Genomic DNA, 24,971 nt, shown 5'->3' on the forward strand with positions numbered 1-24,971 from the left:
CCATATCTTCCGGATGACGAGCTTCTTCATGTGTCCAGGACTGCGCCGAATTGGTACCCTGATCCTTGCGGCTGCCCTTGTGGCCGCAAGCAGCGGTGCGCCGTCCCTTGCGCGAGATCACGATGATGCTCGGCAGGCCGTTGAGGCCGGCGAGATCCGTCCGTTTGCCGACATCCTGAACGTGGTCAAGGAGAAGCTTCCGGGCGAGGTCGTCGGTGTGAAGCTCGAACGCGAAGCCGGCGCCTGGATGTACGAGCTGCGCGTTGTGGACGACCAGGGACGCCTGTTCGAAATCCACGTCAATGCCAAGAGCGGCGAAGTCGAACGGGCCAGGGAGAAGTGATGCGCGTGCTTGTTGTCGAGGACGACCCGCGGATCGCGTCGGACGTTACGCGCACGCTCGAAGCGTCCGGCTACGTGGTCGAAACGGTTGCGAACGGCGAGGACGCCTGGTTTCTCGGCGATACCGAGGACTACGGAGCCGTCATTCTCGATCTTGGCCTGCCCGGGATGGACGGCCTCGCGGTCTTGAAGCGCTGGCGCGCCACCGGGCGCCACATGCCCGTTCTCATCCTCACCGCGCGTGGGAGCTGGGCCGAGCGGGTCGATGGCATCGATGCGGGTGCGGACGACTACTTGCCGAAGCCGTTCCGGATGGAGGAGTTGCTGGCGCGGCTGCGGTCCGTCGTGCGGCGATCGGCGGGACACGGCTCCTCGATCATGACCGCGGGAGAGATCACGCTCGACGAGCGACAGATGAAGGTGACGCGTCGCGGCGTGCCGATCACGCTTTCGCCGCTCGAGTACAGGCTGGTCGCCCATCTTCTCCGCAATCGCGGGCGGGTCGTCTCGCCGCAGGAGATCGACGAAAATGTCTACGGCCACGGCGAGGAGCACGACTCGAACACGCTCGAGGTGCTGGTCGGCCGCGTGCGCAAGAAGCTGGGCGCGGATGCGATCGAGACGCGGCGTGGGTTCGGTTATCTGGTGCCCGGGGCCTCCGAATGAGCCGGCATTCGCTCAAACTGCGACTTGTCGCCGGCGGCATCGTCGCGATCCTGATTGCGCTTGGGATTTCCGGCGTCGCGCTCGTCGTCGTCTTCGAGCGCCACGTCTCGCGCACGCTGGCCCAGGATCTCGAGGTCCATCTAAAGCAGCTTCTCGCCAATATCGACGTCGACCCCCAAGGCAAGCTGGTCTTGACGCAGACACCCGTCGATCCACGGTTTGCCGATCCCCTTTCCGGACTCTACTGGCAGGTCGGCGATGATCATGGACAATTGCTTCGCTCGCGCTCGCTGTGGGATTCCGCCATGGAGTTGCCGGCGGATCGGCTCGCACCCGGCGAAACGCATCAGCACGAAGCCGCAGGACCTGGTGGCCAGCGCGTGTTGGTGACCGAGCGCGCAATCACGCTTTCTGCGGGCGGCAAGCCCGTGACCATCCGCCTTGCCGTCGCTGAGGATCTGGCGAGGGTTTCGGAGGCAAGCTCCGCGTTCGCCAGGGATCTCTCGATTGCGCTCGTCCTTCTCGGCTGTGTGCTGACCCTTGCGACCTGGATCCAGGTTGGCGTCGGCTTGCATCCGCTGATCGCGCTGCGCCGCGGAGTGGCCGATATCAGGGCCGGGCGAATTCGCCACCTGCCGTCCTCGGTCCCGGCCGAAGTCCACCCCCTTGTCGAAGAAGTCAACGCGCTCATCGATGCGCAGGAATACGAAATCGAACGATCCCGCGGTCGCGCTACGGACCTGGCGCACGGACTGAAGACGCCGCTTGCGGCGCTTGCGGCCGATGCGTCGCGCCTCCGAGAGAGGGGCGAGCGCGACATTGCTCGAGACATCGAAGCCGTAAGCGATGCCATGGGTCGCCATGTTGACCGCGAACTCGTGCGAGCCAGGGTCCGCGGGCACAGCAGAGGCAACGCTGCAGCATCCGGCCATGTGAAGCCGCTCGTCGACTCGATCGTCACGACCGTATCGCGCACTCCCGACGGCGGGCGCGTGAGTTTCGAGAACCTTGTCGGCGACGATTTGTCCGTCCCGCTCGATCGGACCGACCTCGCGGAGGTTCTCGGCAATCTGATCGAGAATGCCGCCCACCATGCTGCAGGATGTGTCCGGATCACGACCGGTGAAAGCGGGCCATCCCTTGTCGTCGAAGACGACGGCCAAGGCATCGAACCGGCCCTCTTGTCACACGTGCTCGAACGCGGCGTCCGTCTTGATGAGCGGGGCGCTGCGGGCCTGGGTCTGGCCATCGTTCAGGACGTCCTTGATGCGTATGGTTGGGAACTGGAGCTCTCGATCTCCGAGCTCGGAGGCCTGAAGGCGGCAGTCGCGCCGAGATCGACATCGATCGAAAAGCCAAGCCGTCGTCCCGCCGAAAACTCGGTGCCGTCCGCGGATGATGCTCCTGTCGGAGGTAGGCACTGAGAATGCAGATCGCTCTGGATTGCGGTTCGGTCGTGAAGTTCCGGGCTTGACACTGCCGGGCGAAAAAGAACAGATGTCGAACATGCACGCTCATGAATCAAGGATGGCCGGCGCCTCCGCCGTCCGCGCAAATTTGACCAAAGCTGGATTTCGCTCCACCGCGCCGAGAGCGAAGCACTGATGAGCCTGCCAGTCCTGCCGGTCTACTACTATCACGACCACTTCAGGGAGATGTTGAGCTTCGTTTGCGAGACTTACGGTCCGGTGCTGACTGAAAGGCACCACGCGTTTGTCGCTCGATTCTCGTCGCTGTCGAAAGACGCCCAGTGCCTGTTCATCCGAATGGTCAATCGGAACGGCACGGTCTTCAATCCGTCGACGTTCAAGTACACGGAGATCGCGGACCCGGTCGGCGCGCTGGGGGAGCTTGCTGCCTCCGCTCATGTTCGAAGCCTGGTCGAAAAGGATTACGCTGCGTTCGTGGCGTGCCTCGCCAAGCCGGTACTGTTCGATGGTGCGAAGGCGGCCGGCATGAGCGATGTCCGGGCGTCGTGGTCGAAGGGCAAGCTGGCGGAGTATTGTCTCGCTCATTTGTCGTTTGGCACTGCATTCCGGCACTGCGGTGGTGATGCGTTCATCGCACTCGGTGACACCGAGCCGCTGGAGTTTCTGCTGTACCTCTACTTTGGCAAGACTGAGCACAACCTCAAGAACTTCGCGTTGCGCGACCTCGGCATCCTGCGCACCAACGACCAGGCGGATTTCAGCGCCCGGTTTGCCGACGCGGATGAAGCGAGGGCCTGCTTCCACTACGCCCGCCTGCTGCGCCGCCTCGAGACCAAATCCGACGAGGTCTATCGCGACTCCGTTGCCGGCATTCTCGGCGGCCCGCTCTGTCCGACGGACTACGCGGGCGATCTGAGAAGCCGCGCGGCGCACAAGGCGGGTCTGCATTTTGAAAAGAAGGGGGAGGCCGCGCTCGCGATCCAGCTCTACCGCGCCGGCTTCTCCGCCGAATGCCACGAGCGCCTCGCGCGCTTGCTTTATGCGGAAGGCGACAGGGACGCCGCCGAAGCTCTGCTGCGCCGTATGATCGACGATCCCGCAAGTGACGACGAATTCGTCTTCGCAAGCGATTTCTATGCCCGCAAGTTCGATGGGCGCCGGACGGGACTGTGCACCGAGCTGCTGCGCGCGGGGCGGACGCTCAGGGTCGACGATATCTGGCGCGGTCGTCCGGAGGCCGGCATTGCGGGCGTCTTGCGCCGGCAAGGCCTCGAGGTCTTCCACGCCGAAAATACGCTCTGGCATTGCCTGTTCGGATTGCTGTTCTGGGACGAGCTGTTCGAATCCGGGCAGCTGCACAGCGGCTTCGACTGGATGCCGCATTGCCTGAAGGACAGAACCTTTGCGCTGATGTTCTCTCCGCAGATCGAGGCGAAGCTCGAGGCCGTTGCGTCGAACGCCGCGCTCCCCCAGATCCTGCGGATCGTCGCGGCGAAATGGGGAAAGCCGAACGGCGTGTTCGCCTGGGACCATGTCGATATGGCTGCGCTCCGGGCGCTGCTTGCCGGCGCCAATGCTGCCGGTCTTGCCACCATGCTTCGCATGATGTGCGAAGACTATCGCGCCATGCGCGATGGTTTTCCCGATCTCATGCTCGTGGCCAATGGTGCCGTCTCGTTCATGGAAGTGAAGGCCGAGGGCGACGTCATCAGGCGCAACCAGCTGACGCGGCTTCGCCAGCTCGATAACGCCGGCATTCCCGCGGAGATCGGCCGCGCCGACTTCCGTTTCGATCCGGACCAGGATTATGTCGTCGTGGACATCGAGACCACCGGCGGCTGGACCGGGGGCGATCGCATCACCGAGATCGGCGCCGTCAGGATCCGCAATCATGAGATCGTGGCGGAGTGGCATTCGCTGCTCAATCCCCAGCGGTCGATCCCGGCCAAGATTGTCGCGTTGACAGGCATCACCAACGACATGGTGCGGAGCGCGCCGTTATTCGCAGAAATCGCTGACAGCTTCATGCAATTCATGGGCGACGGCATTTTCGTCGCCCACAACGTCAACTTCGATTATGGCTTCATCGCCGCGGAATACGAGCGCCTCGAACGGCGCTTCCGCTTTCCAAAATTCTGCACCTGTGCAGGCATGCGCCGGCATTACCCAGGTCACCGGTCTTACGGTCTCGGCAAGCTCACCCGTGCCTACAATATCGAGCTGAAAGACCACCATCGCGCGCTCTGCGACGCCCGCGCGGCCGCGCACTTGCTCAACCTGATCAATGCAAAGCGCGACGAGGGACAGGGCAGCGCGGAAGACATTGCGGCCTGATCGCGGTCGGCGCGCGGCGTCCCTCAAATCCCCAGCGTCAGTTGCGGTTCCACATCGTTGCCGGCCTGGAGGGAAGACAGCGATACGCCGAGCAGCCTGACCCGCTTCGGCAGCGGCATCTCGACTTCGAGCAAGCCGCAGGCGAGGCGCTCTAGCTCGTCTCGGCCCGTGACCGGCGCCAGCGCGGACCTGCTGCGCGTGATGATCTCGAAATCGGCAAACTTGATCTTCAAGGTGACGGTGCGGCCTCGGCTGCCCGTCGTCTCGCAATGACGCCAGACCTTCTCGACAAGAGGTCGAAGCCTGGCAACGAGCGCGTCGAATTCGGCCAGATCGGCCGAGAACGTGGTCTCGGCGCCGATGGACTTGCGAATCCGGTTGGCGCGCACCGGCCGTTCGTCGACGCCGCGCGAGATCCAGTAATAATAGGCGCCCGACTTGCCGAAGTTGGCGTTCATGAACTCGAGCGTCTGGTTGCGGATGTCGAGACCGGTGAACAGGCCAAGCGCGTTCATCTTCGCACTGGTCGCCGGTCCGATCCCGTGGAACTTGCCGACGGGCAGCGTCTCGACGAAGGCGGGCCCCATCTCCGGCGAGATCACGAACTGGCCGTTGGGCTTGCGGTGATCGGAGGCGAGCTTCGCCAGGAACTTATTGTAGGAAATGCCCGCCGATGCATTGAGGCCGGTCTCGGCCTTGATCTTCTCGCGGATCAGCCGCGCGATGTCTCGGGCGAGCTCGATGCCCTGCAGGTTTTCGGTCACATCGAGATAGGCCTCGTCGAGGGACAATGGCTCGATGATATCAGTGTGTTCGGCAAAGATCTCGCGGATCTGCCGGCTGATCGCCTTGTAGACCTCGAAACGCGGCTTCACGAAGACCAGGTCCGGACATTGCCGCTTGGCGGTGACCGATGGCATCGCGGAGCGAACACCGAATTTGCGCGCCTCGTAGCTTGCCGCCGCGACCACGCCGCGCTCGGCCGAACCACCGACCGCAACGGGCTTGCCGCGCAGCTCCGGATTGTCGCGCTGCTCCACGGATGCATAGAAGGCATCCATGTCGATATGGATGATCTTGCGAACGCGGGTCGCATCGCCTCCGGTGGGGTCGGATTCGCTCATACCGAATGATACAACTGGGCCGGAAGAATCGCGAGGTCGAAGGCCCTGATCACCTCGAGCCCCCCGGGGCGACGGCCATTGGCCGATCGGCCAGGAGCGAAACTCCACCGTTGTGAGCGTCACGCATCCTGCGGCGCCGTTGCGGTGGCGAGGGGGCGCCGTGCCGGCAGGAAAAATCCCGCAATTGCGCCGGCCAACGACAGCGTTGCGGCAAGGCTCATCGCCGCAGCAAATCCGCTCTCGAAATGCGCGGCCGAATCGACCGCACCGTTGGCCGAGAAGGTCGCCACCAGCGCGGCGATCCCGAACATGCCGCCGAGAAAGCGGCCCATGTTGAAGACGCCGGACGCCTTGCCCATTTCGGCCACAGCCACCGAGCTCAGGATGGCGTTCTGCGCCGCTGGCATCGCCATCGAGACGCCGACGCCTGCCAGCACCAGCGGCGCGACCAGCGCGGAGTAGTGAACTGCGGGACTCGCGATCTCGGCGATCCAGCCAAGGCCGATCGCCTGCATCAGCAATCCCGTCACCACCAGCGGCCGCTCGCCGAACCTGTTGACGACTGCGCCGGCGATCGGGGCGGTGACGAATAGTGTCGCGGTCCAGGGCAGCAGGCGAAGTCCGGCGCCGAAGGCGTCGAAGCCCAGCGTGGTCTGCAGGAATTGCGGCAGCAGGAACAACACGCCATACATCGCCGCGTAGAACAGCACGCTTGCGGACATCCCGGAGGCGAGCGCGCGCGATGCAAACAGCCGCATCGGCACCATCGGCGCGGCCGCGCGCAATTCCCAGAACACGAAGCAGATTGCCAGCGCCAGACCTGACATCAGCACGCCCACGACCTCGGCGCTCGCCCATCCCACAACGTTGCCGCGCAACAGGCTCCAGACCAGCGCCAGCGCCGCGAGGGCGACGAGCGTCAGTCCGGGGAGGTCCAGTGTGGCGGCCGGTCCGAAGCTCTCGCGCAACCGTCGCAGCACCAGGGCGATCGCGATCAGGCCGATGGGCAGGTTGATCCAGAAGACCCAGCGCCAGCCGAGGTGTTCGGTGATAAAGCCGCCGATGGCGGGGCCTATGATCAGCGCGCATCCGGTGATGCTGCTGAAAATGCCGAGTGCGCGGGCGCGCTCTTCTCGGCCGAACGTGCCACTCAGGATCGCCATCGCGAGCGGCATCACCAGCGCGGCGCCGGCGCCTTGCAGCGCGCGGGCGGCAATCAGTGCGGTGGCGCTGCCTGCGAGCGCGCAGGCTGCCGATGCCACGACGAACAGGGCAATCCCGGCTGCGAACATGCGGCGGCGCCCGAAGCGGTCGCCGAGCGCGGCGCCGGTCAGCAGCAGCACGGCGAACGTCAGGTTGAAGGCGTTGACGGTCCATTGCAGCGTCTCGACCTGGCTGCCGAATTCGCCGCGGATGGCCGCGAATGCCGTTGTAATGATCATGGCGTCCAGCGCCATCATGAAGGATGCCAGCGAGGTGACGCCAAGCACCCAGTTCTGCTCGGCGCGATTGGTCGGGGTCTGCATCGCCCTCTCTCCGTGCGTCGCGCCACCCTGTCGCAGCGCGTTCTGCGGGCTAGACGAGGTCGGAGGCGCAAAGGATGCGCCCGGAAATAATTTTCTGAGAGGCGAATCCTTCGGCGGCCGGCAAACGTCCTTGGGGAGCTGAAGCGGTCATTCGCTCGAGTGCGATCCGGGAAAGTCGACACCGGTTTTCGGGAAGATCATGCTCGAGCAGAACGATGGGGCGCGATGACGCGCTCTCGGTCGCGGCAAAAGCAAGGAGCGTGCGATGAGAAGGACTTTGATCAGATACAAGGCCAAGCCGGAGCTGGCCGACAGGAATGCTGAACTGGTTTCGGCAGTGTTTGCGGAGTTGAAGGCGGCCGGCCCTGACGGCGTTCGCTATCTGACGCTGCGGCTGGAGGACGACACCTTCATCCATTTCGTCGAGACCTCCGCCGCGGACGGCTCCAGCCCAATCCCGAAGCTCAGGGCGTTTCAGGCATTCCAGGACGGAATCCGCGACCGCTGCGCCGAGCCGCCGCTGGTTCGTGATGTGAAAGTCGTCGGCAACTACCGTATGCTGGAAAAGGCCTGAACAGGCGAGGAGCAGGAACAATGGCGCCAGACCCCCTGGCCACCATCGATATCGAGGCCCTGATGGGGGAGATAAGACCGAAGCTCCATCGCTACTGCGCGCGCATGGTCGGCTCGGTCATCGACGGTGAGGACGTGCTTCAGGACGCCCTGATCAAGGCGATGGACGCGCTGCGATCGGCCACGCCCGTCATCAATCCGGAGGGCTGGCTGTTCCGTATCGCGCACAACACTGCGCTGGATTTCCTGCGCCGCCGCAACCGGCAGGAGGCGCTGCATTCGGCTGAGGAGGTGGAGATGATTGCCGACCAGCTCGATGATCTGGAAAGTCGTCAGATCGCTGCGACCAGCTTGCGCACCTTCATGCGGCTGCCGGTGTCGCAGCGATCCAGCGTGATCCTGATGGACGTGCTCGGCTGCTCGCTTGCCGAGGTCTGCGACATCATGGATTTCAGCCTGCCGGCGGTGAAAGCCGCGCTGCATCGTGGGCGCACGCAGCTCCGCGAACTCGCGGAGGAGCCGGACGACGCGCCGCAGTCTCGCTTGTCGGAAGCCGATCGCAGGAGGCTCAATACCTATGTTAGCCATTTCAATGCCCGCGACTTCGACGCCATCCGAGCCATGATCGCAGACGACGTCAGGCTCGATTTGGTCAACCGGAAGAGGATGAACGGCAAGACCGAGGTGTCGAAATATTTCGGCAATTACGCGAAGGTCAGCGACTGGCACCTGGTGACCGGACAGGTGGAGGGACGTCCGGCGATCCTGGTGTTCGACCCGAACGAGCCGAACGGGCGGCCGAAATATTTCATGCTGCTGAACTGGTCCGCCGACAAGCTCGCCACGATCAGGGATTTTCGTCACGCGGCGTACGTCATCGATGGTGCGGAGTGCGTGGTGGACAGAAGGTGAGTGGACCCGTCGGCCGTGCCTGAACGGAAAGACGGTCGCATTCACCTTCGCCTGGACGGCGATGACGCGGGCGAGTAGTGCGCGGCACCCGAGCCGGGCGCTCTGTTATCCGTCGTATTGATCCGGCCCCATCGCCCACGACGCCTGATCGTGGCCGAACGCGTAGTTACGATTGTTGACCAGGGGATTGCGGTTGACCATCGGCCGCATGAACATCGGATGCGTCGCGCTACGCACCTCGTGCTCGACGGTGAAGACAGGCTTGCCGGTGTCGAGATCGATGATGTCGCAGAAGCGGTATTGGTACTGGTTGTCCTCGCGGGAGATCAGCTCGCGCGCCAGCAGCTTGCGGTAAGGGCCGGAGAAATCGGTGATGTACATCTGCACATGGTGGCCGTCATAGCCTGCTTGCTGCCGGTCGGTCTCGCGGAACAAGAGATGCTGGTCGCGGCCGGTCTTCACCGCCGCCACCTTGTCGTCGCCGTTGCGCAAGGCCGCCGGCATGCCCATGATGTCAGGATAGAACGCGCAGATCGCCTGGGCCGATCCGGCCGGCACGTCGAACTCGACATAGGGGATTCCGAGCGTGATGCGGCCGAAGCGCGCCGCGTCCGGATCGTGGATGCGCAGGCGGTTGCCCCACGGGCAGGTCGCTTCGACATAGTCGTTGTGCTCGGCGTAGGCGAAGGCGGTGCCTTCGAGCTTCTTCGCAACCGAGGCCAGTCGCGCCAGCAGCGCCTCGCGTCCCTCGATGACGAGGCCGGTGCGGCCGCGCAGCACCTGCGCCTTGCCGCTGGGGAGATGAAACTGGCTGCGACCGACGTTGATCCACATGTTGGTGTCGGACACCATGAGGTAGGGATCGCGGGTCAACCCGAGGCCGGTGACATAAAATAGCGTGGCGAGGCGCTGGTCAGGAACCTGGATGTTGACGTGCTCGAAATGGATGGCGTTGCCGAGATCTTCTGCGGATCGATCGAATTGTTGCGGCATGGACGTGCCTCTGGCTGGAGGGCGGATGATCCATACTAGAGCAGAATTTCCGCCGGCCGAAACGCCTGGCCGATCACATCTTGCAAGGCAGAGCGTTGCATGTGCTGCCACCTTGCCGCGGCACTCATTCCCTGTAATCTGACCGGAAATGCTGGAGGAATGAGGTCGATGGGGGGAGTTCTGGAAGGCGTGCGTGTCCTCGATTTCGGGCGCTATATCGCAGGGCCCTATTGCGCGACATTGCTGGCCGAGTTCGGTGCCGAGGTCATCCGCGTCGAAAAGCGCGACGGCAGCGAGGACCGTTTCGTGGCGCCGGTCGGTGAAGGCGGCGAGGGCGCACTGTTCCTCCAGGTCAACCGCAACAAGAAGTGCATCACGCTCGATCCAATGACGGCGGAGGGGCAGGAGGTGATGCGCAAGCTGATCGCGACCGCTGATGTCGTGGTTGCCAATTTGCCGCCGCAGACCTTGCGCGCAATGAAACTCGATTACGAGCAGCTGAAGGCGATCAGGCCGGACATCATCCTGACCACGGCAACCGCCTTCGGCGGGCCGGGACCCTGGTCCGACCGCGTCGGCTTCGACGGCGTCGGGCAGGTGATGTCGGGCTCGGTCTACATGACCGGCGCCGGCAATCCGCCCTATCGCGCGGCGGTGAACTGGGTCGATTTCGGCACCGCGCTGCACTGCGCGTTCGGCACGCTCGCCGCACTGATCGAGCGCGGCAAATCCGGACGCGGGCAAATCGTCGAGGGCGCGCTGCTGGCAACCGCCCTGTCCTTCACCAATGCCACACTGATCGAGCAGGCCGTCATCAACGTCAACCGGGCGCCATCAGGGAATCTCGGCCAGACCGCGGCGCCTGCGGATATCTATCGCACCAGGGACGGCTGGGTGCTGTGCCAGGTCACGGGCCATCCGCTGTTCAAGCGCTGGGCAAGGCTGATGGGCGAAGAGGAGCTTTGGCTGAACGATCCGCGCTTTGCCGACGATATCAGCCGCGGCAACAACGGTGCCATCATCAGCGAGCGGATGGCGCGCTGGTGCGCCGAGCGCACCACGCAGGAGGCGGTCGACACGCTCGGCGAGGCGATGATTCCCACCGGACCGGTTTTGAGCCCGCAGCAGGCGCTGGATCATCCGCACATCCGCGCCGCAGGATTTCTCCACGAGATCGATTATCCCGGCTTGCCGAAACAGGCACCGGTGGCCCGCGCCGCCATCCGCCTGTCGGAAACGCCGGGAGAGATTGCGGCACGTCCGCCGACACTCGGCGAGCATACTGATTCCGTGCTGGCGGAACTTGGCTATGACGCTGCTGCAATTGCAGCGCTCCGGCAGGGCGGTATCATTTAGTCGCTGCATCGAGACAAGAGTGGAAATGGGCCGGCGCGTCTGCTAGACGACTGGCGGCCTGTCCTCGCGCTTTTGCGTTGGCCGACGACCTTTGTGTCGTATGAGGTTTATGGGAGGCGCATGTTCGTGCGCCTCGTCCCATATGCATGTCCGCGGTCGAATCAACAAGAGCTCGGCTGCGCAGGCATTGACGACCGCTTACGACCAGAAACGGATTCACGTGCGTCATTCCAGGAAAGTGCGGCCAGCAGCCAAGAACTCGCCGGTCAAGAGTTCGCCCAAGAAGCGCTCGCTCGCCAAGAGTTCTACAAAGAGCCCGAGCAGCAGGCGCATACCAAGCAAGTCTCCCCCGAAACCGAGCAAGAGCCCGCAGCGCGCTGCGATCTCGTCGTCGTCGCCGCTCGGAATGATGGCGCTGCATCTGCTGGCGCAATGGAAGGACTCTGGCCGCAGCGGCGTCGTATTCCTCGCCGAGAACGAGAACAGGGCGGAGCGGCTCGGCAGCGTCATTCATGCGCTCGACCCCTCCTGCGAGGTCCTGGTGTTTCCGCGGCTGAACACCTTGCCGTTCGATCAATTGGAGCCCTCGCGCGAGATCGCAGGCCGCAGAGCTTCGGTGCTGCGGCGTCTTGCAAGATCCAGGCAGCCGATCTTTCTCATCTCGACCGCGGAAGCCGTCATGGAGCGCTTGCCGCTCCCGACGAACCTGTTGCGCCTGAACACGAGCCTGAAGGTCGGTGGCACGTTTTCGGAAGCCGAGCTCAGCGTCCGTCTGGAAGAGCTGGGCTATGATCTCGACGACGAGCCGGATTATCCGGGCGGCGCCCTGTTTCACGGCCAGACCTTCGAGATCTTTCCCGCAGGCGCGTTGGGGCCGTTCCGGGTGGAGCATTCGGCGCGCGCCATCAAGCGGATCGTGGCGTTCGACCCGCAAGAACACGACATCATCTTCGAGACCAGGGAGCTTCTCGTCGATCCCATGTCGGAACGAACAGCCATGTCAGGTCCGCGGGCCAGGCGCGCGACGCTGTTCGATTACTGCGGAAAAGCCAAGTGGATCGCCGATGCCGGTGCTCCCGTGCATGCCGATGCCTGGCTGAGCACGATCGAGGAGGCCGCCGGCCGCTCGGACCGAGAGCGCGAATATCTCGGGCGGAGCGACTGGAAGCAGGCGGTCCGCGGCATGAAAGTGCTGCCGCGCAGCGCGCCGTTCCAGCCGACGCCCGAATTCTCCAAGCTGACTTCGTCAAGGAAAGCGCTGCGCGCCTTCGTCGAGGATGTCAGGCGCGCAGGTTCGCGCCTGATCTTCGTCGCGGCGTTGGAGGAAGATCTGCGCGTGATGGAGCGGATGAGCGGCGTCAAGGCGGAACGCGTCGGGAATTGGGACGAGGTCGAGAGCGCGCGCCAACGCGACGTGGCGCTGCTGGCCGATCTCGACGCCGGCTTTGTCATTCCAGGCAAGAAGCCTGCCGTCGTCCTGACCGCGAGCGACGTGCTCGGAAGCCGTGCGCATCACCCGCAGCCGATGGCGCGAAGCTGGGGCGCCGCCTTCGACCATGCCGACGTGCCGGAGCAGGGCACGGTCGTCGTGCATCTCCAGCGCGGCATCTGCGTGCTCGACGGTCTGCAGACCGTCAATACCGGCGGCGGCGCGATGCGCGAGATGGTCAGGCTGTCCTTCGCCGGCGACGACGCTGTCCTGGTGCCGCTGCCTGATCTGGCGTTGATGTGGCCGTACTCGACGGAGCGCGGCAAGCTCGCGCTCGACAAGGCGGATGGCAGCACATGGTGGGCCCGCCGCGGTGAGGCCGAACAGGAGATCCAGGCCGCCGGCAAGGTGCTTGCAAGGCACATCAGCCAGCGCAAGCGGCGCAAGGCGGCAAAGCTGGTCCCGCCGGGGGCGCCTTACGAAAAATTCGTCGCGCGCTTCCCCTATTTCACGACCATCGACCAGGCCAAGGCCATCAACGACGTGCTGGATGATCTTGCATCCGGCCATCCCATGGACCGGGTGATCTGCGGCGACGTCGGCTTCGGCAAGACCGAGGTGGCGCTGCGCGCGGCCGCCGCCGTGGTGCTGTCGGGCAAGCAGGTGGCGATCGCGGTGCCGACGACCGTGCTGGCGAGGCAGCACGTCGCGACCTTCCGCAAGCGCTTTGCGCCTCTTGATATCGAGGTCGGCAGCCTGTCGCGCGCCACGTCGGCCGCGGAACTGCGAGAGACCAAGGAAGGCTTGCGCAGCGGCCGGATCAAGGTGGTGGTCGGCACGCAAGCGCTGACCTCGAAGGACGTGAAGTTCGATGATCTCGGCCTCGTGATCATCGATGAGGAGCAGCATTTCGGCGCCGCCGAGAAGGCAAAGCTGTCCGGATTGGCCAAGAATGCGCATACGCTCTGGATGAGCGCCACGCCGATTCCGCGCACGCTCGCCGCGGGTCTTGCCGGCTTCAGGGATCTCAGCGTCATTGCGTCGCCGCCCGTTCACCGCTTGCCGGTCGCGACCAAGATCGCGCCGCTGTCGGACGCCGCGATTGCCTCGGCGCTGCTGCGCGAGCAGCGTCGGCACGGACAGAGCTTCCTGATATGCCCGCGAATCCACGATCTCGAGCCCATGCTGGCGCGCGTGCAGGCGGTGGCGCCCGATCTCAAGATCATTTGTCTGCATGGCAAATTGCCGGCGGACGAGATCGACGAGCGCATGATGACCTTCGTCGAAGGCAAGGCCGACGTGCTGCTCGCAACAAACATCGTGGAGAGCGGCCTCGATATCCCGCGCGCCAACACCATCGTGGTCTGCTGGCCCGAAAATTTTGGCCTGGCCCAACTGCATCAGCTCCGCGGTCGCGTCGGCCGCGGCGGCATCCGCGCCTTCGCCTATCTCTTGACCGAGTCGGCGTCGGGGCAATCCGAGAAGCGGCTGGCGGTGCTGGAGGAGTTCAGCCGGCCGGGCGCGGGCTTTGCCATCAGCGAGCGCGACCTCGATCTCCGCGGCGCGGGCGATCTGTTCTCGGAGCAGCAATCCGGTCACGTCCAGGTGTTCGGCCCCGTGCTCTACAGCCACCTCTTGAAGATGGCCTCGGAGAAGGTCGACGACGGCAGGTCCGTGGTGTGGGTGCCCGACCTCAATCTGCCGGTCGCGGACATGCTGCCTCCGAGCTATGTGCAATCCGCGCCGGTGCGGCTGGAACTCTACGCCCGTGCGGCGCGCTGCGCCAGCGACGACGAACTCGAGGATCTCGAGGAGGAGACCTCGCGTCGCTTCGGACCATTGCCGCAGGCGGCCCGCGATTTCTTTGCGGCTGCGCGACTGCGGCTGGATTGCAAGCGCAGAGGCATCATTCGTCTCGACGTCGGCCAAAGCGCGGTGGCTGCAACGTTCCTGCCGGGACGGTTGCGGAAATCCAAAGGGAAGTCGCTGCAACGCGACGGCGATCGCGTCGTCTATCACGCACCGCTGCGCCATGCCCCATTCGACCGGGTCGAGGAGCTGCTGGAGCTTCTGGACGAAGCGTGATCGCGTCACGCAATCAGGCGTTATCGCCCGACCGATTCACATAGCCTAATGCGGAAAACACCTGGACAAGCCACAATTGTTCCGGGACCGGGGCTACGACGGCAATGGATCGCGTCGAAAAAGTATTCGTCGGCACGGCGATCACGGGCTTTCTCATTATGCTCGGGGCGATCATATGGATGATGTTGAGCTAGCGGGCAGGGCGGCCTCGGCCCTGCGTATCGGGCTGCCATTTCTCGCCATCTTCATCTGCATCGCCGTCGCCGCGTGGCTGACCTGGAGCAGGTTGCTCTAGGCAGGCCCGAAACCTTCGGGCAAACGAAGCGCGTCAAATCTGGCGTGGGCCGATCAGCCTGCCGAGCCCGCGGATCATGGCCGCAACGTCGATCGGCTTTTCCCAGAGCAAGACGTCCTGGAATTCAGGTGCGATGCTGACCGGGTCATAGCCCGTCGTGAACACGAACGGCACATGGCGCGCCCTGAGCTCCTGCGCAATGGGAAACACCATTTCGCTGCGAAGGTTCACGTCGAGCACGGCGCCGTCGAGCACCGAGCCGTCATGGAGGATGCGCAGCGCGTCCTCGACTTCACCGACCGGTCCGGCAACATCGGCGCCAACCGATCGCAGCACGCGGCTGATGTCGTCAGCGAGGAAATATTCATCCTCGACGACGAGAACCCGGCGTCCGGACAGAGGCGCACGCTCACGTGACAACGTTTCCGATATCACCCTGTCTCCTCCAGCGGCCGAAAAGCATAGGAACAATACGGCGAAGGGCCGCCTTGGTACAAACGAAGCATGCAATGGTGGGTTCCCCATGAGCAACCGCGATATCATTGTGATCGGGGGCTCCGCCGGCGCCACTGCGCCGCTGAAGCATATACTGGCCGCGCTTCCGCTCGATTTGCCGGCCGCCATCTTCATCGTCCTGCACATTCCGGCTCAGGGCATCGGTATCCTGTCGACGGTGGCCGCGGCCGCTGGAAGGCTTCCGGTGCATCAGGCGGTCGACGGCATGGCCTTCGAGCGCGGTCATGTCTATCTGGCGGCTCCGGACCATCATCTTCTGCTGTCGGGAAATCACATTCAGCTCGGCCGCGGCCCGCGCGAGAACATGGTTCGGCCGGCCATCGACGCCCTGTTCCGGTCGGCTGCGGTGCATCACGGTCCCCGCGTCATCGGGATCGTCCTGAGCGGTCTGCTGTCCGATGGCGCCGCCGGGCTCCATGCCATCAAGCGCTGTGGCGGAATGGCACTGGTCCAGGACCCTGCTGACGCGATTTCGCCGGAGATGCCGCGGCGCGCCCTGGGAGCGACGATCCCCGATCTCTGCGTCCCGGCCCCAAGGCTCGGCGACGTGCTGTCCGATCTCGCGCAGGAGGCGCCGGGGACCGCGCTGCCGGTCGCCCCCGATATCCGCCTGGAAGTCGAAATCGCAGCCGGCGAAAGGATCGGATCGGCCAGCCTTGCCACGATCGCAGATCCCGCGGCTCTGACTTGTCCCAGTTGCGGCGGGGTGCTGTCCGCGGTGAAACGTGGTCAGCCCATGCGGTTTCGCTGTCAGGTCGGTCATGCCTATACCGCCGACGCGCTCGCCAAGGAGCAGGAAGGGCAAGTCGATGAGGCTCTGCGGGTGGCGCTGCGGATCATCGAAGAGCGCGCCGAGCTGGTGCAGCGCATGGCGGATGACGGACGACGGAGCGGCCGGCCTGCGGTCGCCGAAATGTACGACAAGCGCGCTGCCGAATATCACGAATATGCGGATATGATCCGGCGCGTCGTGCTACAATCCTTCGATCCGGCGATCCGCCCGCGCGAGGCGTAAGTAGGCGCTCAACATGGCCATCTCCCTTGCCGAGCGGACCGAGCAGCTGCACGCCGAGCAGCGCCTTCTGGTGAAGGCCGATGCCGATATCGACGAGGGCTGGCGGCGGATTCACGATCAGGAAGACCGGGTGCGCGAGCTTCGGGCTTCTGGACATGACGCGCGCCAGGCGGAGAGGCTGGTGGACCTGCTTCGGCAGACGCTGGTGGAATGGGAGCGGCATCGCACCCTGATCGCCGAGCGCGTCAACTACCTTCGGCAAGAGGTCGATTCGACGCCGCCCGCGGCGTCCTGACGCCCGTCTGTCCGGGGAGCCGGTCAGCTTCCCGTCATCTCATGGACTCATCTGCAGGCGGAACACGGAGCCATTTCCGCCATTTAGCTGTTGGGATAGCCTGGTTTTCTGCTATCTGCAGACGGCTGCATTCCAGGGATTCCGGACAACGAGAGTAACGGCCATTATGGATGAAGTCGCCAACGCGCCGGGAGATGGGGAGCGTCAGGCCAGGGCGCCGTTGATCATCGGGGTGGGTGCTTCTGCCGGCGCCGTCGACAGCATCGAGCGCTTCTTCGGCAAGCTTGCTCTTGGCAACGACCAGACGCTCGTGCTGGTGCTTCAGCACCGCGAGGCGCTTGCGGACGAGCGGCTCAGGGCCCTCATTCGGCGCGCCGAGGGAGCCCGCCTTTCCGAGCCCGGCGACGGGGCGGCGATCGAAGGCGGGACCATCTACCTCAGCCCGAGGGCGATGATCACCACGATCCAGGGCGGTCGTTTCGCAGTGCGCAAGGCGGAGCAGGGGCCCGGCGAGCGGGCAACCATCGACAGCTTCCTGGTCTCGCTCGCGGAAGAGCGCGCCGAGCAATCCATTGGCGTGTTGCTGAACGGGACCGACGGCGATGGGACGCTGGGCGCGGCGACGCTGAAGGACCATGGCGGCCTCGCGATCGCCGAGAAAATCGACGGCGACGAGTCCGAGCATCTCGCCGACAGCAGCAAGCCGGCCGCCATCGCCGACTATGTGCTGGCGCCCGAGGAGATCCCCGAACATATCCAGGTCTATGCGCGCCATCTGCGGCGCCTGGAGGAGAAGCAGGGTTTTGACGAGGTGCTGGCGGCCGCCGCCACATCGCTGTCGCGCATCGCCGACATCCTGCGCAACAAGACCGGCAACGATTTCCGCGGCTACAAGCAGAACACGTTTCTGCGCCGCGTTCAGCGCCGCATGCAGGTGGTGCAGATCGAGGAGATCGCGTCCTATGTCGACTTCCTCCGAAACGACAAGGACGAGGCCCAGCACCTCTTCAACGATCTCCTGATCGGCGTCACCGAGTTCTTTCGCGACAAGCGCGAGTTCGAGGTGCTCGAGAGCCAGATCATTCCGAAGATCTTCGAGAACAAGGGAGCGGGACAGCAGGTTCGCGTCTGGGCGCTCGGCTGCGCCACGGGCGAGGAAGCCTATTCGATCGGCATCCTGCTGCGGGAGCATATGGCGAGGCTGGATTCCGCCCCGCAGGTCCAGATCTTCGCGACCGACATCGATGGCCGCGCGCTTGCGGCCGCGCGCGTCGGCCGTTACCGCACCAACATCGAGCAGGACATGACCGCCGAGCGCCTGGCGCGCTGGTTCGTACGTGAAGGCGATACCTATTGCGTGGTCAAGGAACTCAGGGAGATGTGCATCTTCTCCCAGCACAACGTGATCAAGGACGCCCCGTTCTCGAAGCTCGACCTGGTCTCCTGCCGCAATCTGCTGATCTATCTGAACGCCGAGCTGCAGAACCGCGTCATCCCGCTGTTTCATTTTGCGCTGCTGCCGGACCGGTTTCTGTTTCTCGGCAATTCCGAGAACGTGACGCGGCATCCCAAGCTGTTTGCGCCGGTCGATCGCCGCGCCCGCATCTTCAAGAAACTGGATACGGGCACGCGGCTGCCGCCGGAATTCCCGATCTCGACCGCGGCGGGCCGCGTTCCGGTCGAGCTGCCGCCGGTTCGTTCGTTCGGGCCCGATGTCGGGTTGGAGCGCCGCGCCCAGCGGATCGCCGAGCGCTATGCCCCGGCCTATGTGATCACGGACGACAACTTCCACATCCTGCATTTTTCCGGGCGCACCGGCCGCTATATCGAGCCGACGGCGGGGGCAGCTTCGCTCGACCTGCTTCAGCTCGTGCACCGCGACCTCCGGCTGGAATTGCGCACGGCGCTCAGCCGCGCGGCCGAGACCGGCGGATCCGCGCATGCCGAGCAGGTCCAGCTCGGCGTCAACGGCCATCGGGTGCTCGTCGACATCACCGTAGAGCCGATCCAGGAGGGTGCGGACGGCCACCGCAATTTCGTCGTCCTGTTCAAGGACGGTCCCGCGCGCGGGCCGCAAGAAAGCGACAGCAATCCAGGCAGCCTGGTGCGAACCGAGCATGTCGAGCGGCTCGAAAGCGATTTGCGCGCGACCCGCGAGCGCCTCCAGGCAACCATCGAGGAGCTGGAAAGCACCAACGAGGAGCTGAAATCCTCGAACGAGGAGTACCAGTCCCTCAACGAAGAGCTGCAATCGGCCAATGAGGAGCTGGAGACCTCGCGCGAGGAGTTGCAGTCGGTCAACGAGGAGCTGACCACCGTCAATGGCGAGCTGGCGCATCGCGTTCAGGAGCTGACGCGCGCCACCAGCGACCTGAAGAATTTCCTTGAAAGCACGCAGATCGCGACCGTCTTCCTGGACAACGATCTGCGCGTGATGAACTTCACGCCGGCGATCACCCAGATCCTGCATCTGGTCGAGACCGATACCGGGCGCCCGATCGCGCACATCAAGGCGCGCATCCCGATCGAGGAGCTCTATGACGATGTCCGCCGCGTGTTGCGCACGCTTGCCAGCGCCGAGCGCGAGCTGACCGCGCCGGACAGCGGCACGCGCTACATCGTCCGCATCCTGCCGTATCGCAGCATCGACAATTTCATCGCCGGCGTGGTCATCACCTTCGTCGACGTCACCGCGATCACGCGCGCCGAGGAACGGCAGCGGCTTCTGCTGGCCGAGCTTCAGCACCGCGTGCGCAACACGCTGGGCGTGGTGCGCTCGATCGCCCGCCGCTCGGCCGAGACGAGCTCCACGGTCGAGGACTATTCGGCCCATCTCGACGGTCGCCTGAACGCCTTTGCACGTACCCAGGCGCTGGTGACGCGCGATCCCGAAGGCGGCGTCGATCTCGAATATCTCGTCGTCGAGGAGCTGCTCGCCTACAACGCCCGCGAGGGCGAGCAGATGCGCGTGTCCGGCCCCGCGGTCCGCTTCCAGCCCAAGGCCGCCGAGACCTTCGCGCTGGCGATCCACGAACTCGCGACCAACGCGCTCAAATACGGGGCGCTTGGACACCCGTCGGGCCGCCTCGAAATCTCGTGGCACATCGACGAAGGCTCCGATCAGCCGCAATTGCTGTTCGACTGGCGCGAGCGAGGCGGACCGCCCGTCGTGCAGCCGGCGCGGAAAGGTTTTGGCTCGGAGCTTTTGGAACGTACCCTGGCGTTTGATCTCAAGGGGCACACCACGATGTCCTTCGACCCCTCGGGGTTTCAGTGCCAGATTGCAATTCCACTCACCAAGCGAACCTTTCATACGCCTTAGATGGACGGCTGATGCGCTCCCACGGCAACGAAGGAGGTCTGGCTCACGCGGTCATTCGTCGCTTCAATGTGTTGCGGCCTTTGTCCGAGGATGCAGCTGCGGCGCTCGAGCAGACCATTCTCGAGGCCCTGTTTCGCGCCGGTCCGGGGGAAGATCTGACCGTGGAAGGCGATCCGATCGACAGTGTCCGGATCGTGCTCTCGGGCTGGCTGTTCCGGCACAAGACGCTCGAGGATGGCCGGCGGCAGATCGTCAACTTCATCCTGCCCGGCGAGACCTGTGACGCCTACGCCTATCTCCTGCCCGCCATCGACCATTCGATCACGACGGCAACGCCGGTTGCGTACGCCGAAATCAAGCGCCCCCGTTTCGAAAAGCTCATCGAAAGTGAGCGCACGCTGGCCGAAGCGTTCCTGTGCGAGACGGCGCTGAATAACGCAATTCAACGCGAATGGGCCATCAACCTGGGGCGGCGCGCCGCCCTGGAGAAGGTCGCTCACCTGTTCTGCGAGATTTACGAGCGGCTTCGCCCGGTCGGTCTGGTCGACGGAAATTCGTGCAATTTTCCGGTGACGCAGATGGATCTGGCCGACGCCACGGGACTTTCCGTCGTCCACCTCAACCGCACGATCCAGGAACTCCGGGCCGCCGGGCTGATCACGCTGCGGGAGCGGATGCTCACGATCCTGGATCTGGATGCGCTCAAGAGCGCGGCGCTGTTTTCACCCGGATATCTGCAACTGTACCGGCGCGGCTGATCGGCGGGCAGCGGCCTTGCTGTCATCCCCGCGCCCCCGTACAAAAATCCGCGTTGTTAACCTATGGAAATGCCGGAACTTACTTCGTGCCTGAAGCTACAAACCTTGCCGGTTCGCTTGCAGCCGGCAAGACCAGGGCTCCGGCGCAAGACCTCCCCGCCGGAGCCAGCTCTTTCGACCACAAGTCTCGCAGGTATCTGATGACGGCCAAACGTAATCGAAGGAAACAGACGCAATCGCTCCAGGAGCGACTGATGGCATTCGCAGACATTGCCAGGGAGCGCGCCCGCGGGATGCCGCCCGGCAAGGAGCGCGAGAGCCTGCTGAGGCGCGCCAAGCAGAACGAGGTGGCTTCCAACCTGACCGATTTGCTGAGTGCGCCAGGCAACAGACGGCATGGAGGGTCATGATGCAATCCGTCAAACACTACCGCGCCTTCCAGATCGATCCGGACGGCCATGTGTTCGGTTGCATCAATCTCGTTTGCGGCGACGACGAGGATGCCAAGCGCCAGGCCGCGGCGCTCGTGCTGGTCCACCGCATCGAGCTGTGGCGTCTGGACAAACGGATCGCGCGGTTCGACCGGCCCTCCGAGTTCAGCCCGCCGCCGGCCCTCAGCTAGAGCGTTTTCGGCCCGAGCTCAAAGCGAGCTGCCGCCGCAGATGACGAGTTGCTGCCCGGTAATGGCGGCGGCGTCCGCCGAGAGCAGGAAGGCCACCGCGGCCGCGACTTCCTCCGGTTGAATGAAGCGGCCGATCGGCGGCAGCTTCGGTGCGACGGTGGCGCGCGTCGGGTCCTTCAGCATCGGCGTTTCGGTCGCGGCGGGCGCGACGACGTTGACCGTGATGCCGCGCGGTGCGAGCTCGCTCGCCCAGGACCGCGCCAGCGCGACCAGCGCCGCCTTCGTCGCGGCATATTGCCCACGGCCGGCGGCGCCCGATGCGGTGCGGCTGCCGATGAAGATGATGCGGCCGGCTTGCGGCAGGCGCGGCGCCAACGCGTCGGCGAGACGCTCGGCGACGTCGACATGCAGCCGCCACATCGCAGCGCCGTCGTCATGATCGAGCGATCCGAGCGGAGCGACCTTCAGCAGGCCGGCGGCATGAACCAGCGCGGTCGGGGCGAGATCGGCGACGGCGTTCGCGATGGTGTCGACCTTTCCGAGGTCGAGCGAGAGATGTTCGAAGCCCGGATGGTCGAATGGCGCAGGCCGGCGGCTGACGCCGGTGACGCGCCAGCCATCACGCAACAGCCGCTTCACGACCGCCGCGCCGATGCCCGAACTGGCGCCCGTGACGAGCGCGTGCGGCTGGTTGTCCATGCGCTCAACCCCGCGTCACCCACGTCTCGCTCACACGCACATATTTGATGGCGCGGCGGTGGAAGGTGAAGGCCACGTGGATCGCGCCGTCGGCGGTCTGCTTGACGGAGGGGTAGGACAGCTCGCGATTGGTCTGGTCGCGCGAATTGTTGGTCATGCAATAGCCGTCGCCGGTCTCGACGTCGCGCGTGGCCCAAGTCCGTCCGCCGTCGGTCGAGATCGCCAGCGTCATCGGCGCCCGCGGCGCGCCCCAGAACGCGGTGCGGCCGTCTGCCTTGCGGGCGCCACCGGCGAGCACGGGCGGAAGGTCGTCATCGATCTCGTCATAGAGCGAGAGCCTGCGGCCGGTTGCGTCCTTGGCGCTGGAATCGTTGAAGACCAGCGCGAGGTGGCCGTTGCCGAGCCGCGTCAGCTGGATCGAGGAGTTGTTGTTGGGCAGCGCGGTCGCTTCAGGCGCCGACCAGGTGCGGCCGTGATCGGTCGAGCGGCTCTGATAGATGTTGTCGGCCCAGCGGCTGCGATACATTGCCAGCAGCGAGCCGTCGTCGAGACGCACGATGCACATATGCACGCAGCCGCGGCTGCCGGGGACATCGACGTCGCGCCACGTGGTGCCGGCATCGGACGAGATCTTGACAGCGCTGGTGTCCTCGTCGCCATTCCACTTCTTGCCCGGCGTGCTGTGGCAGTAGAACACGGGCAGCAGCCAGTCGCCGTTGTCGAGCACCACGATCGGCTGGCGGATGAAGGTGCCGCGGCCGCGATATTCAGGGAACAGCGTCTCGATCGGGCCCCAGCTCCTGCCGTGGTCACGCGAGAGGCGGCGGCGGATCAGCGCGGTGTCCTGGTTGCCTGCCAGTTGCGCCGTCCACATCAGCCACAGCGTGCCGTCGGGGGCGGGGAACAGCACCGGGTTCTGCTCAGACCGGCTGGGATCTTCGGACAGCTTCTCCGCCGGCGACCATCGCGTCGTGCCGCGCGGAAGCCGCGAGAAATAAACCGAGATATCGGACATCCCCTCCTGCGTGCCGCCGAACCACACGCAGGCGAGATCGCCATTGGCGAGCGGCATCAGATTGGCGGCATGGTTCTGCACGCAAGGCGAGGGCATGAAGGCGTCGAACCGGTCGGGATCGCCGGCCGCTGCGCGAACGACACCGTCGGCCGTGATCTCGAGGTCGGTGGTCATGTCGAAGTCCTCTCAACGAATGCATTTGGCTGTGCGGCCTGCGGTGCGGCCGGTGCCTGGCCCATTACCAGGCGCTCGATTGCCATCACGACCAGCGGCGTCACCGCGGCGATGTACATGTTGTCGATGCCGAAGGGATTGCCGAGCAGGTACCAGACCGTGGTCGAGACCGCCGCGCCGATCAGGCCGGCGGTGGCGCCGCGGTTGCTGGCGAACAGCGGCAGATAGAAGCTCATCATCGCCACCATCGTGATCGACAGCCGCAGCGCGCGCGTGAAGAACGACAGTTTCAGGATCTCCGGAATGAAGAAGAAGAAGACCAGCGGCACGATGGCGATCACGATCGAAAACACGCGCGTCATCTTCAATTCGCGCTCCGGAGTCGGCCTCCAGTACGGCACGTAGAAGTCGCGCACCACGAGCGAGGCGATCGCGAGCGCGACCGTGCAGACGCTGACGAAGATCGAGGCGACCAGCGAGGTCGTCACGAAGGCCGAGGCCAGCGGCGGCATCTTTTCCAGGAACACCGGCAACGCGTAGAGGCTCTTCATATCGGGATAGAGGAATTTGGCGGCGACGCCGATCAGCGCGAGCAGGAAGCCCAGCGGCAGGCAGAACGCTGCGGCATAGAAGGTCGCCTTGCGGGCGTCGTCGGCGCTCGGCGTCGAGGCGATCGCCTGCACGATGAACTGGGTCGAGAAGATCGCGCCGACCGTGCCGAAGGTCCAGGCGAAGATGGTGGCAAAACCGATCTTGCCGTCCCAGCTGAAATAGTAGGCGGGCAGCTTGGCCTGCATCGGCGCAATGCCGCCGGTCAGCGACATCGCGACCGCGAAGATGATGATGACGCCGACGACCTTGAAGGCGCTGTGCAGGATCGTGACCCAGGCAACGCCCTTCAATCCGCCGAACACGTAATAGAAGGTCGAGACCACGGCGATGATGCACATCGCAACCGGCAGGCTGACATGGAGCGCGGTGGCGATGGCGGCGGCGCCGCTGACGTAGTTGCCGACATTCACCAGCAGCAGCGCGTAGATCATGATCACCGACACGGTGAGCATGGTCGACTTGCCGTATTTCTGCGCGATCGCCGCCGAGATGGTGTATTCGCCTGAATTGTAGAGCTTCTTCACCATCAAGAGGCCGAACAGCAGGAAGCCGATGGAGGCGCCGAGCACGGCCCAACCGGCCGCCATGCCCGACTGGAACGCCTCCTGCGCCGTGCCGACCGTCGATTTGGCGCCGACGAATTCGCTCATCAACAGCACGCCGACCACCATGGCCGGCATCGCGCGGGAGGCAGTCATGAACTGATCGCTGGTGCGGCTGCGCAGCTTGTAGGTGAGCCAGGAGGTGAAGGCGATATAGGCGACGATCATCGTGACGATGAGCGTGCTTTCGCCGTTGAGCAGGGCTTGCATCGGTGACGTTTCCTCTGGTGGCGCCGGGCGCGGTGTTGTGAGCCCGCTTTGGCCCGACGAGAAATG

General features: G+C 64.6%; 21 protein-coding genes. 14 read left to right on the forward strand and 7 right to left on the reverse strand.

The window, feature by feature from the left end; genetic code table 11:
• The first annotated feature begins 28 nt into the window (after positions 1-28).
• From XH88_RS20115 to XH88_RS20130, 4 genes are all read left to right on the forward strand, one after another.
• Positions 29-343 carry a PepSY domain-containing protein gene (locus XH88_RS20115; RefSeq protein WP_271669981.1) on the forward strand — a complete coding sequence of 105 codons (315 nt, stop codon included), beginning with the start codon at positions 29-31 and terminating at the stop codon, positions 341-343.
• Entirely contained in the window at positions 343-1,008 is a 666-nt protein-coding gene (locus XH88_RS20120) for a response regulator transcription factor (protein ID WP_271669982.1), read from the forward strand. Before XH88_RS20115 ends, XH88_RS20120 begins: the two co-directional genes overlap by 1 nt.
• A complete protein-coding gene (locus tag XH88_RS20125) occupies positions 1,005-2,432 on the forward strand; it encodes a sensor histidine kinase (protein ID WP_271669983.1) in 1,428 nt (475 codons plus the stop codon). The genes XH88_RS20120 and XH88_RS20125 overlap by 4 nt, the downstream gene beginning before the upstream one ends.
• 180 nt (positions 2,433-2,612) lie before the next feature.
• The gene (locus tag XH88_RS20130) at positions 2,613-4,772 is read left to right on the forward strand and encodes an exonuclease domain-containing protein (protein WP_271669984.1); all 2,160 of its coding nucleotides are present in this window, start codon (positions 2,613-2,615) and stop codon (positions 4,770-4,772) included.
• Positions 4,773-4,795: 23 nt separating this feature from the next.
• On the opposite strand, the gene dinB is transcribed toward XH88_RS20130, so the two are convergent.
• On the reverse strand, positions 4,796-5,896 hold the full coding sequence (gene dinB, locus XH88_RS20135) for a DNA polymerase IV (protein WP_271669985.1): 1,101 nt from the start codon (positions 5,894-5,896) through the stop codon (positions 4,796-4,798).
• Positions 5,897-6,015: 119 nt separating this feature from the next.
• Positions 6,016-7,422 carry a DHA2 family efflux MFS transporter permease subunit gene (locus XH88_RS20140; protein WP_271669986.1) on the reverse strand — a complete coding sequence of 469 codons (1,407 nt, stop codon included), beginning with the start codon at positions 7,420-7,422 and terminating at the stop codon, positions 6,016-6,018.
• 265 nt (positions 7,423-7,687) lie between these two features.
• On the opposite strand from XH88_RS20140, the gene XH88_RS20145 reads away from it, so the two are divergent.
• Together XH88_RS20145 and XH88_RS20150 are read left to right on the forward strand one after the other, a co-directional pair.
• Positions 7,688-7,996 carry a hypothetical protein gene (locus XH88_RS20145; RefSeq protein WP_271669987.1) on the forward strand — a complete coding sequence of 103 codons (309 nt, stop codon included), beginning with the start codon at positions 7,688-7,690 and terminating at the stop codon, positions 7,994-7,996.
• Between the two features lie 20 nt (positions 7,997-8,016).
• On the forward strand, positions 8,017-8,907 hold the full coding sequence (locus tag XH88_RS20150; protein ID WP_271669988.1) for an RNA polymerase sigma factor: 891 nt from the start codon (positions 8,017-8,019) through the stop codon (positions 8,905-8,907).
• A 105-nt stretch (positions 8,908-9,012) separates the two neighbouring features.
• Here the strand turns inward: XH88_RS20150 and XH88_RS20155 are convergent, their stop codons facing one another.
• Complete coding sequence (locus tag XH88_RS20155) at positions 9,013-9,900, reverse strand: hypothetical protein (RefSeq protein WP_271669989.1); 888 nt, start codon at positions 9,898-9,900, stop codon at positions 9,013-9,015.
• A gap of 168 nt (positions 9,901-10,068) precedes the next feature.
• Between XH88_RS20155 and XH88_RS20160 the strand changes: the two genes are divergently transcribed.
• Both XH88_RS20160 and XH88_RS20165 read left to right on the forward strand, forming a co-directional pair.
• Complete coding sequence (locus XH88_RS20160; protein ID WP_271669990.1) at positions 10,069-11,256, forward strand: CaiB/BaiF CoA transferase family protein; 1,188 nt, start codon at positions 10,069-10,071, stop codon at positions 11,254-11,256.
• A gap of 142 nt (positions 11,257-11,398) precedes the next feature.
• Positions 11,399-14,770, forward strand: coding sequence for a DEAD/DEAH box helicase (locus XH88_RS20165; RefSeq protein ID WP_442868457.1), 3,372 nt, complete (start codon positions 11,399-11,401; stop codon positions 14,768-14,770).
• Between the two features lie 328 nt (positions 14,771-15,098).
• Here the strand turns inward: XH88_RS20165 and XH88_RS20170 are convergent, their stop codons facing one another.
• Positions 15,099-15,500: a response regulator gene (locus tag XH88_RS20170; protein WP_271669992.1), complete on the reverse strand. Its 402-nt coding sequence runs from the start codon at positions 15,498-15,500 to the stop codon at positions 15,099-15,101.
• Positions 15,501-15,588: 88 nt separating this feature from the next.
• Between XH88_RS20170 and XH88_RS20175 the strand changes: the two genes are divergently transcribed.
• The 6 genes from XH88_RS20175 to XH88_RS20200 all read left to right on the forward strand — a co-directional run bounded on the left by XH88_RS20175 (position 15,589) and on the right by XH88_RS20200 (position 21,593).
• Positions 15,589-16,596, forward strand: coding sequence for a chemotaxis protein CheB (locus XH88_RS20175; RefSeq protein WP_271669993.1), 1,008 nt, complete (start codon positions 15,589-15,591; stop codon positions 16,594-16,596).
• 13 nt (positions 16,597-16,609) lie between these two features.
• Positions 16,610-16,891, forward strand: a complete 282-nt coding sequence (locus XH88_RS20180) for a hypothetical protein (protein ID WP_271669994.1) — start codon at positions 16,610-16,612, stop codon at positions 16,889-16,891.
• A 166-nt stretch (positions 16,892-17,057) separates the two neighbouring features.
• Entirely contained in the window at positions 17,058-20,213 is a 3,156-nt protein-coding gene (locus tag XH88_RS20185; RefSeq protein WP_271669995.1) for a CheR family methyltransferase, read from the forward strand.
• 11 nt (positions 20,214-20,224) lie between these two features.
• Positions 20,225-20,971 carry a Crp/Fnr family transcriptional regulator gene (locus XH88_RS20190; RefSeq protein ID WP_271669996.1) on the forward strand — a complete coding sequence of 249 codons (747 nt, stop codon included), beginning with the start codon at positions 20,225-20,227 and terminating at the stop codon, positions 20,969-20,971.
• Positions 20,972-21,225: 254 nt separating this feature from the next.
• Positions 21,226-21,381 carry a hypothetical protein gene (locus XH88_RS20195; protein ID WP_442868458.1) on the forward strand — a complete coding sequence of 52 codons (156 nt, stop codon included), beginning with the start codon at positions 21,226-21,228 and terminating at the stop codon, positions 21,379-21,381.
• Entirely contained in the window at positions 21,381-21,593 is a 213-nt protein-coding gene (locus XH88_RS20200) for a hypothetical protein (RefSeq protein ID WP_271669998.1), read from the forward strand. Before XH88_RS20195 ends, XH88_RS20200 begins: the two co-directional genes overlap by 1 nt.
• An 18-nt stretch (positions 21,594-21,611) precedes the next feature.
• Here the strand turns inward: XH88_RS20200 and XH88_RS20205 are convergent, their stop codons facing one another.
• The 3 genes from XH88_RS20205 to XH88_RS20215 are packed head-to-tail and all read right to left on the reverse strand — an operon-like array spanning position 21,612 to position 24,905.
• Complete coding sequence (locus XH88_RS20205; RefSeq protein ID WP_271669999.1) at positions 21,612-22,292, reverse strand: SDR family NAD(P)-dependent oxidoreductase; 681 nt, start codon at positions 22,290-22,292, stop codon at positions 21,612-21,614.
• 4 nt (positions 22,293-22,296) lie between these two features.
• On the reverse strand, positions 22,297-23,481 hold the full coding sequence (locus tag XH88_RS20210; protein ID WP_271670000.1) for a sialidase family protein: 1,185 nt from the start codon (positions 23,479-23,481) through the stop codon (positions 22,297-22,299).
• A complete protein-coding gene (locus XH88_RS20215) occupies positions 23,478-24,905 on the reverse strand; it encodes a sodium:solute symporter family protein (RefSeq protein ID WP_271670001.1) in 1,428 nt (475 codons plus the stop codon). The genes XH88_RS20210 and XH88_RS20215 overlap by 4 nt, the downstream gene beginning before the upstream one ends.
• Positions 24,906-24,971: the final 66 nt, after the last annotated feature.

The organism is Bradyrhizobium sp. CCBAU 51627 (assembly GCF_028128765.1).
In the GTDB taxonomy this organism is placed as follows: domain Bacteria; phylum Pseudomonadota; class Alphaproteobacteria; order Rhizobiales; family Xanthobacteraceae; genus Bradyrhizobium.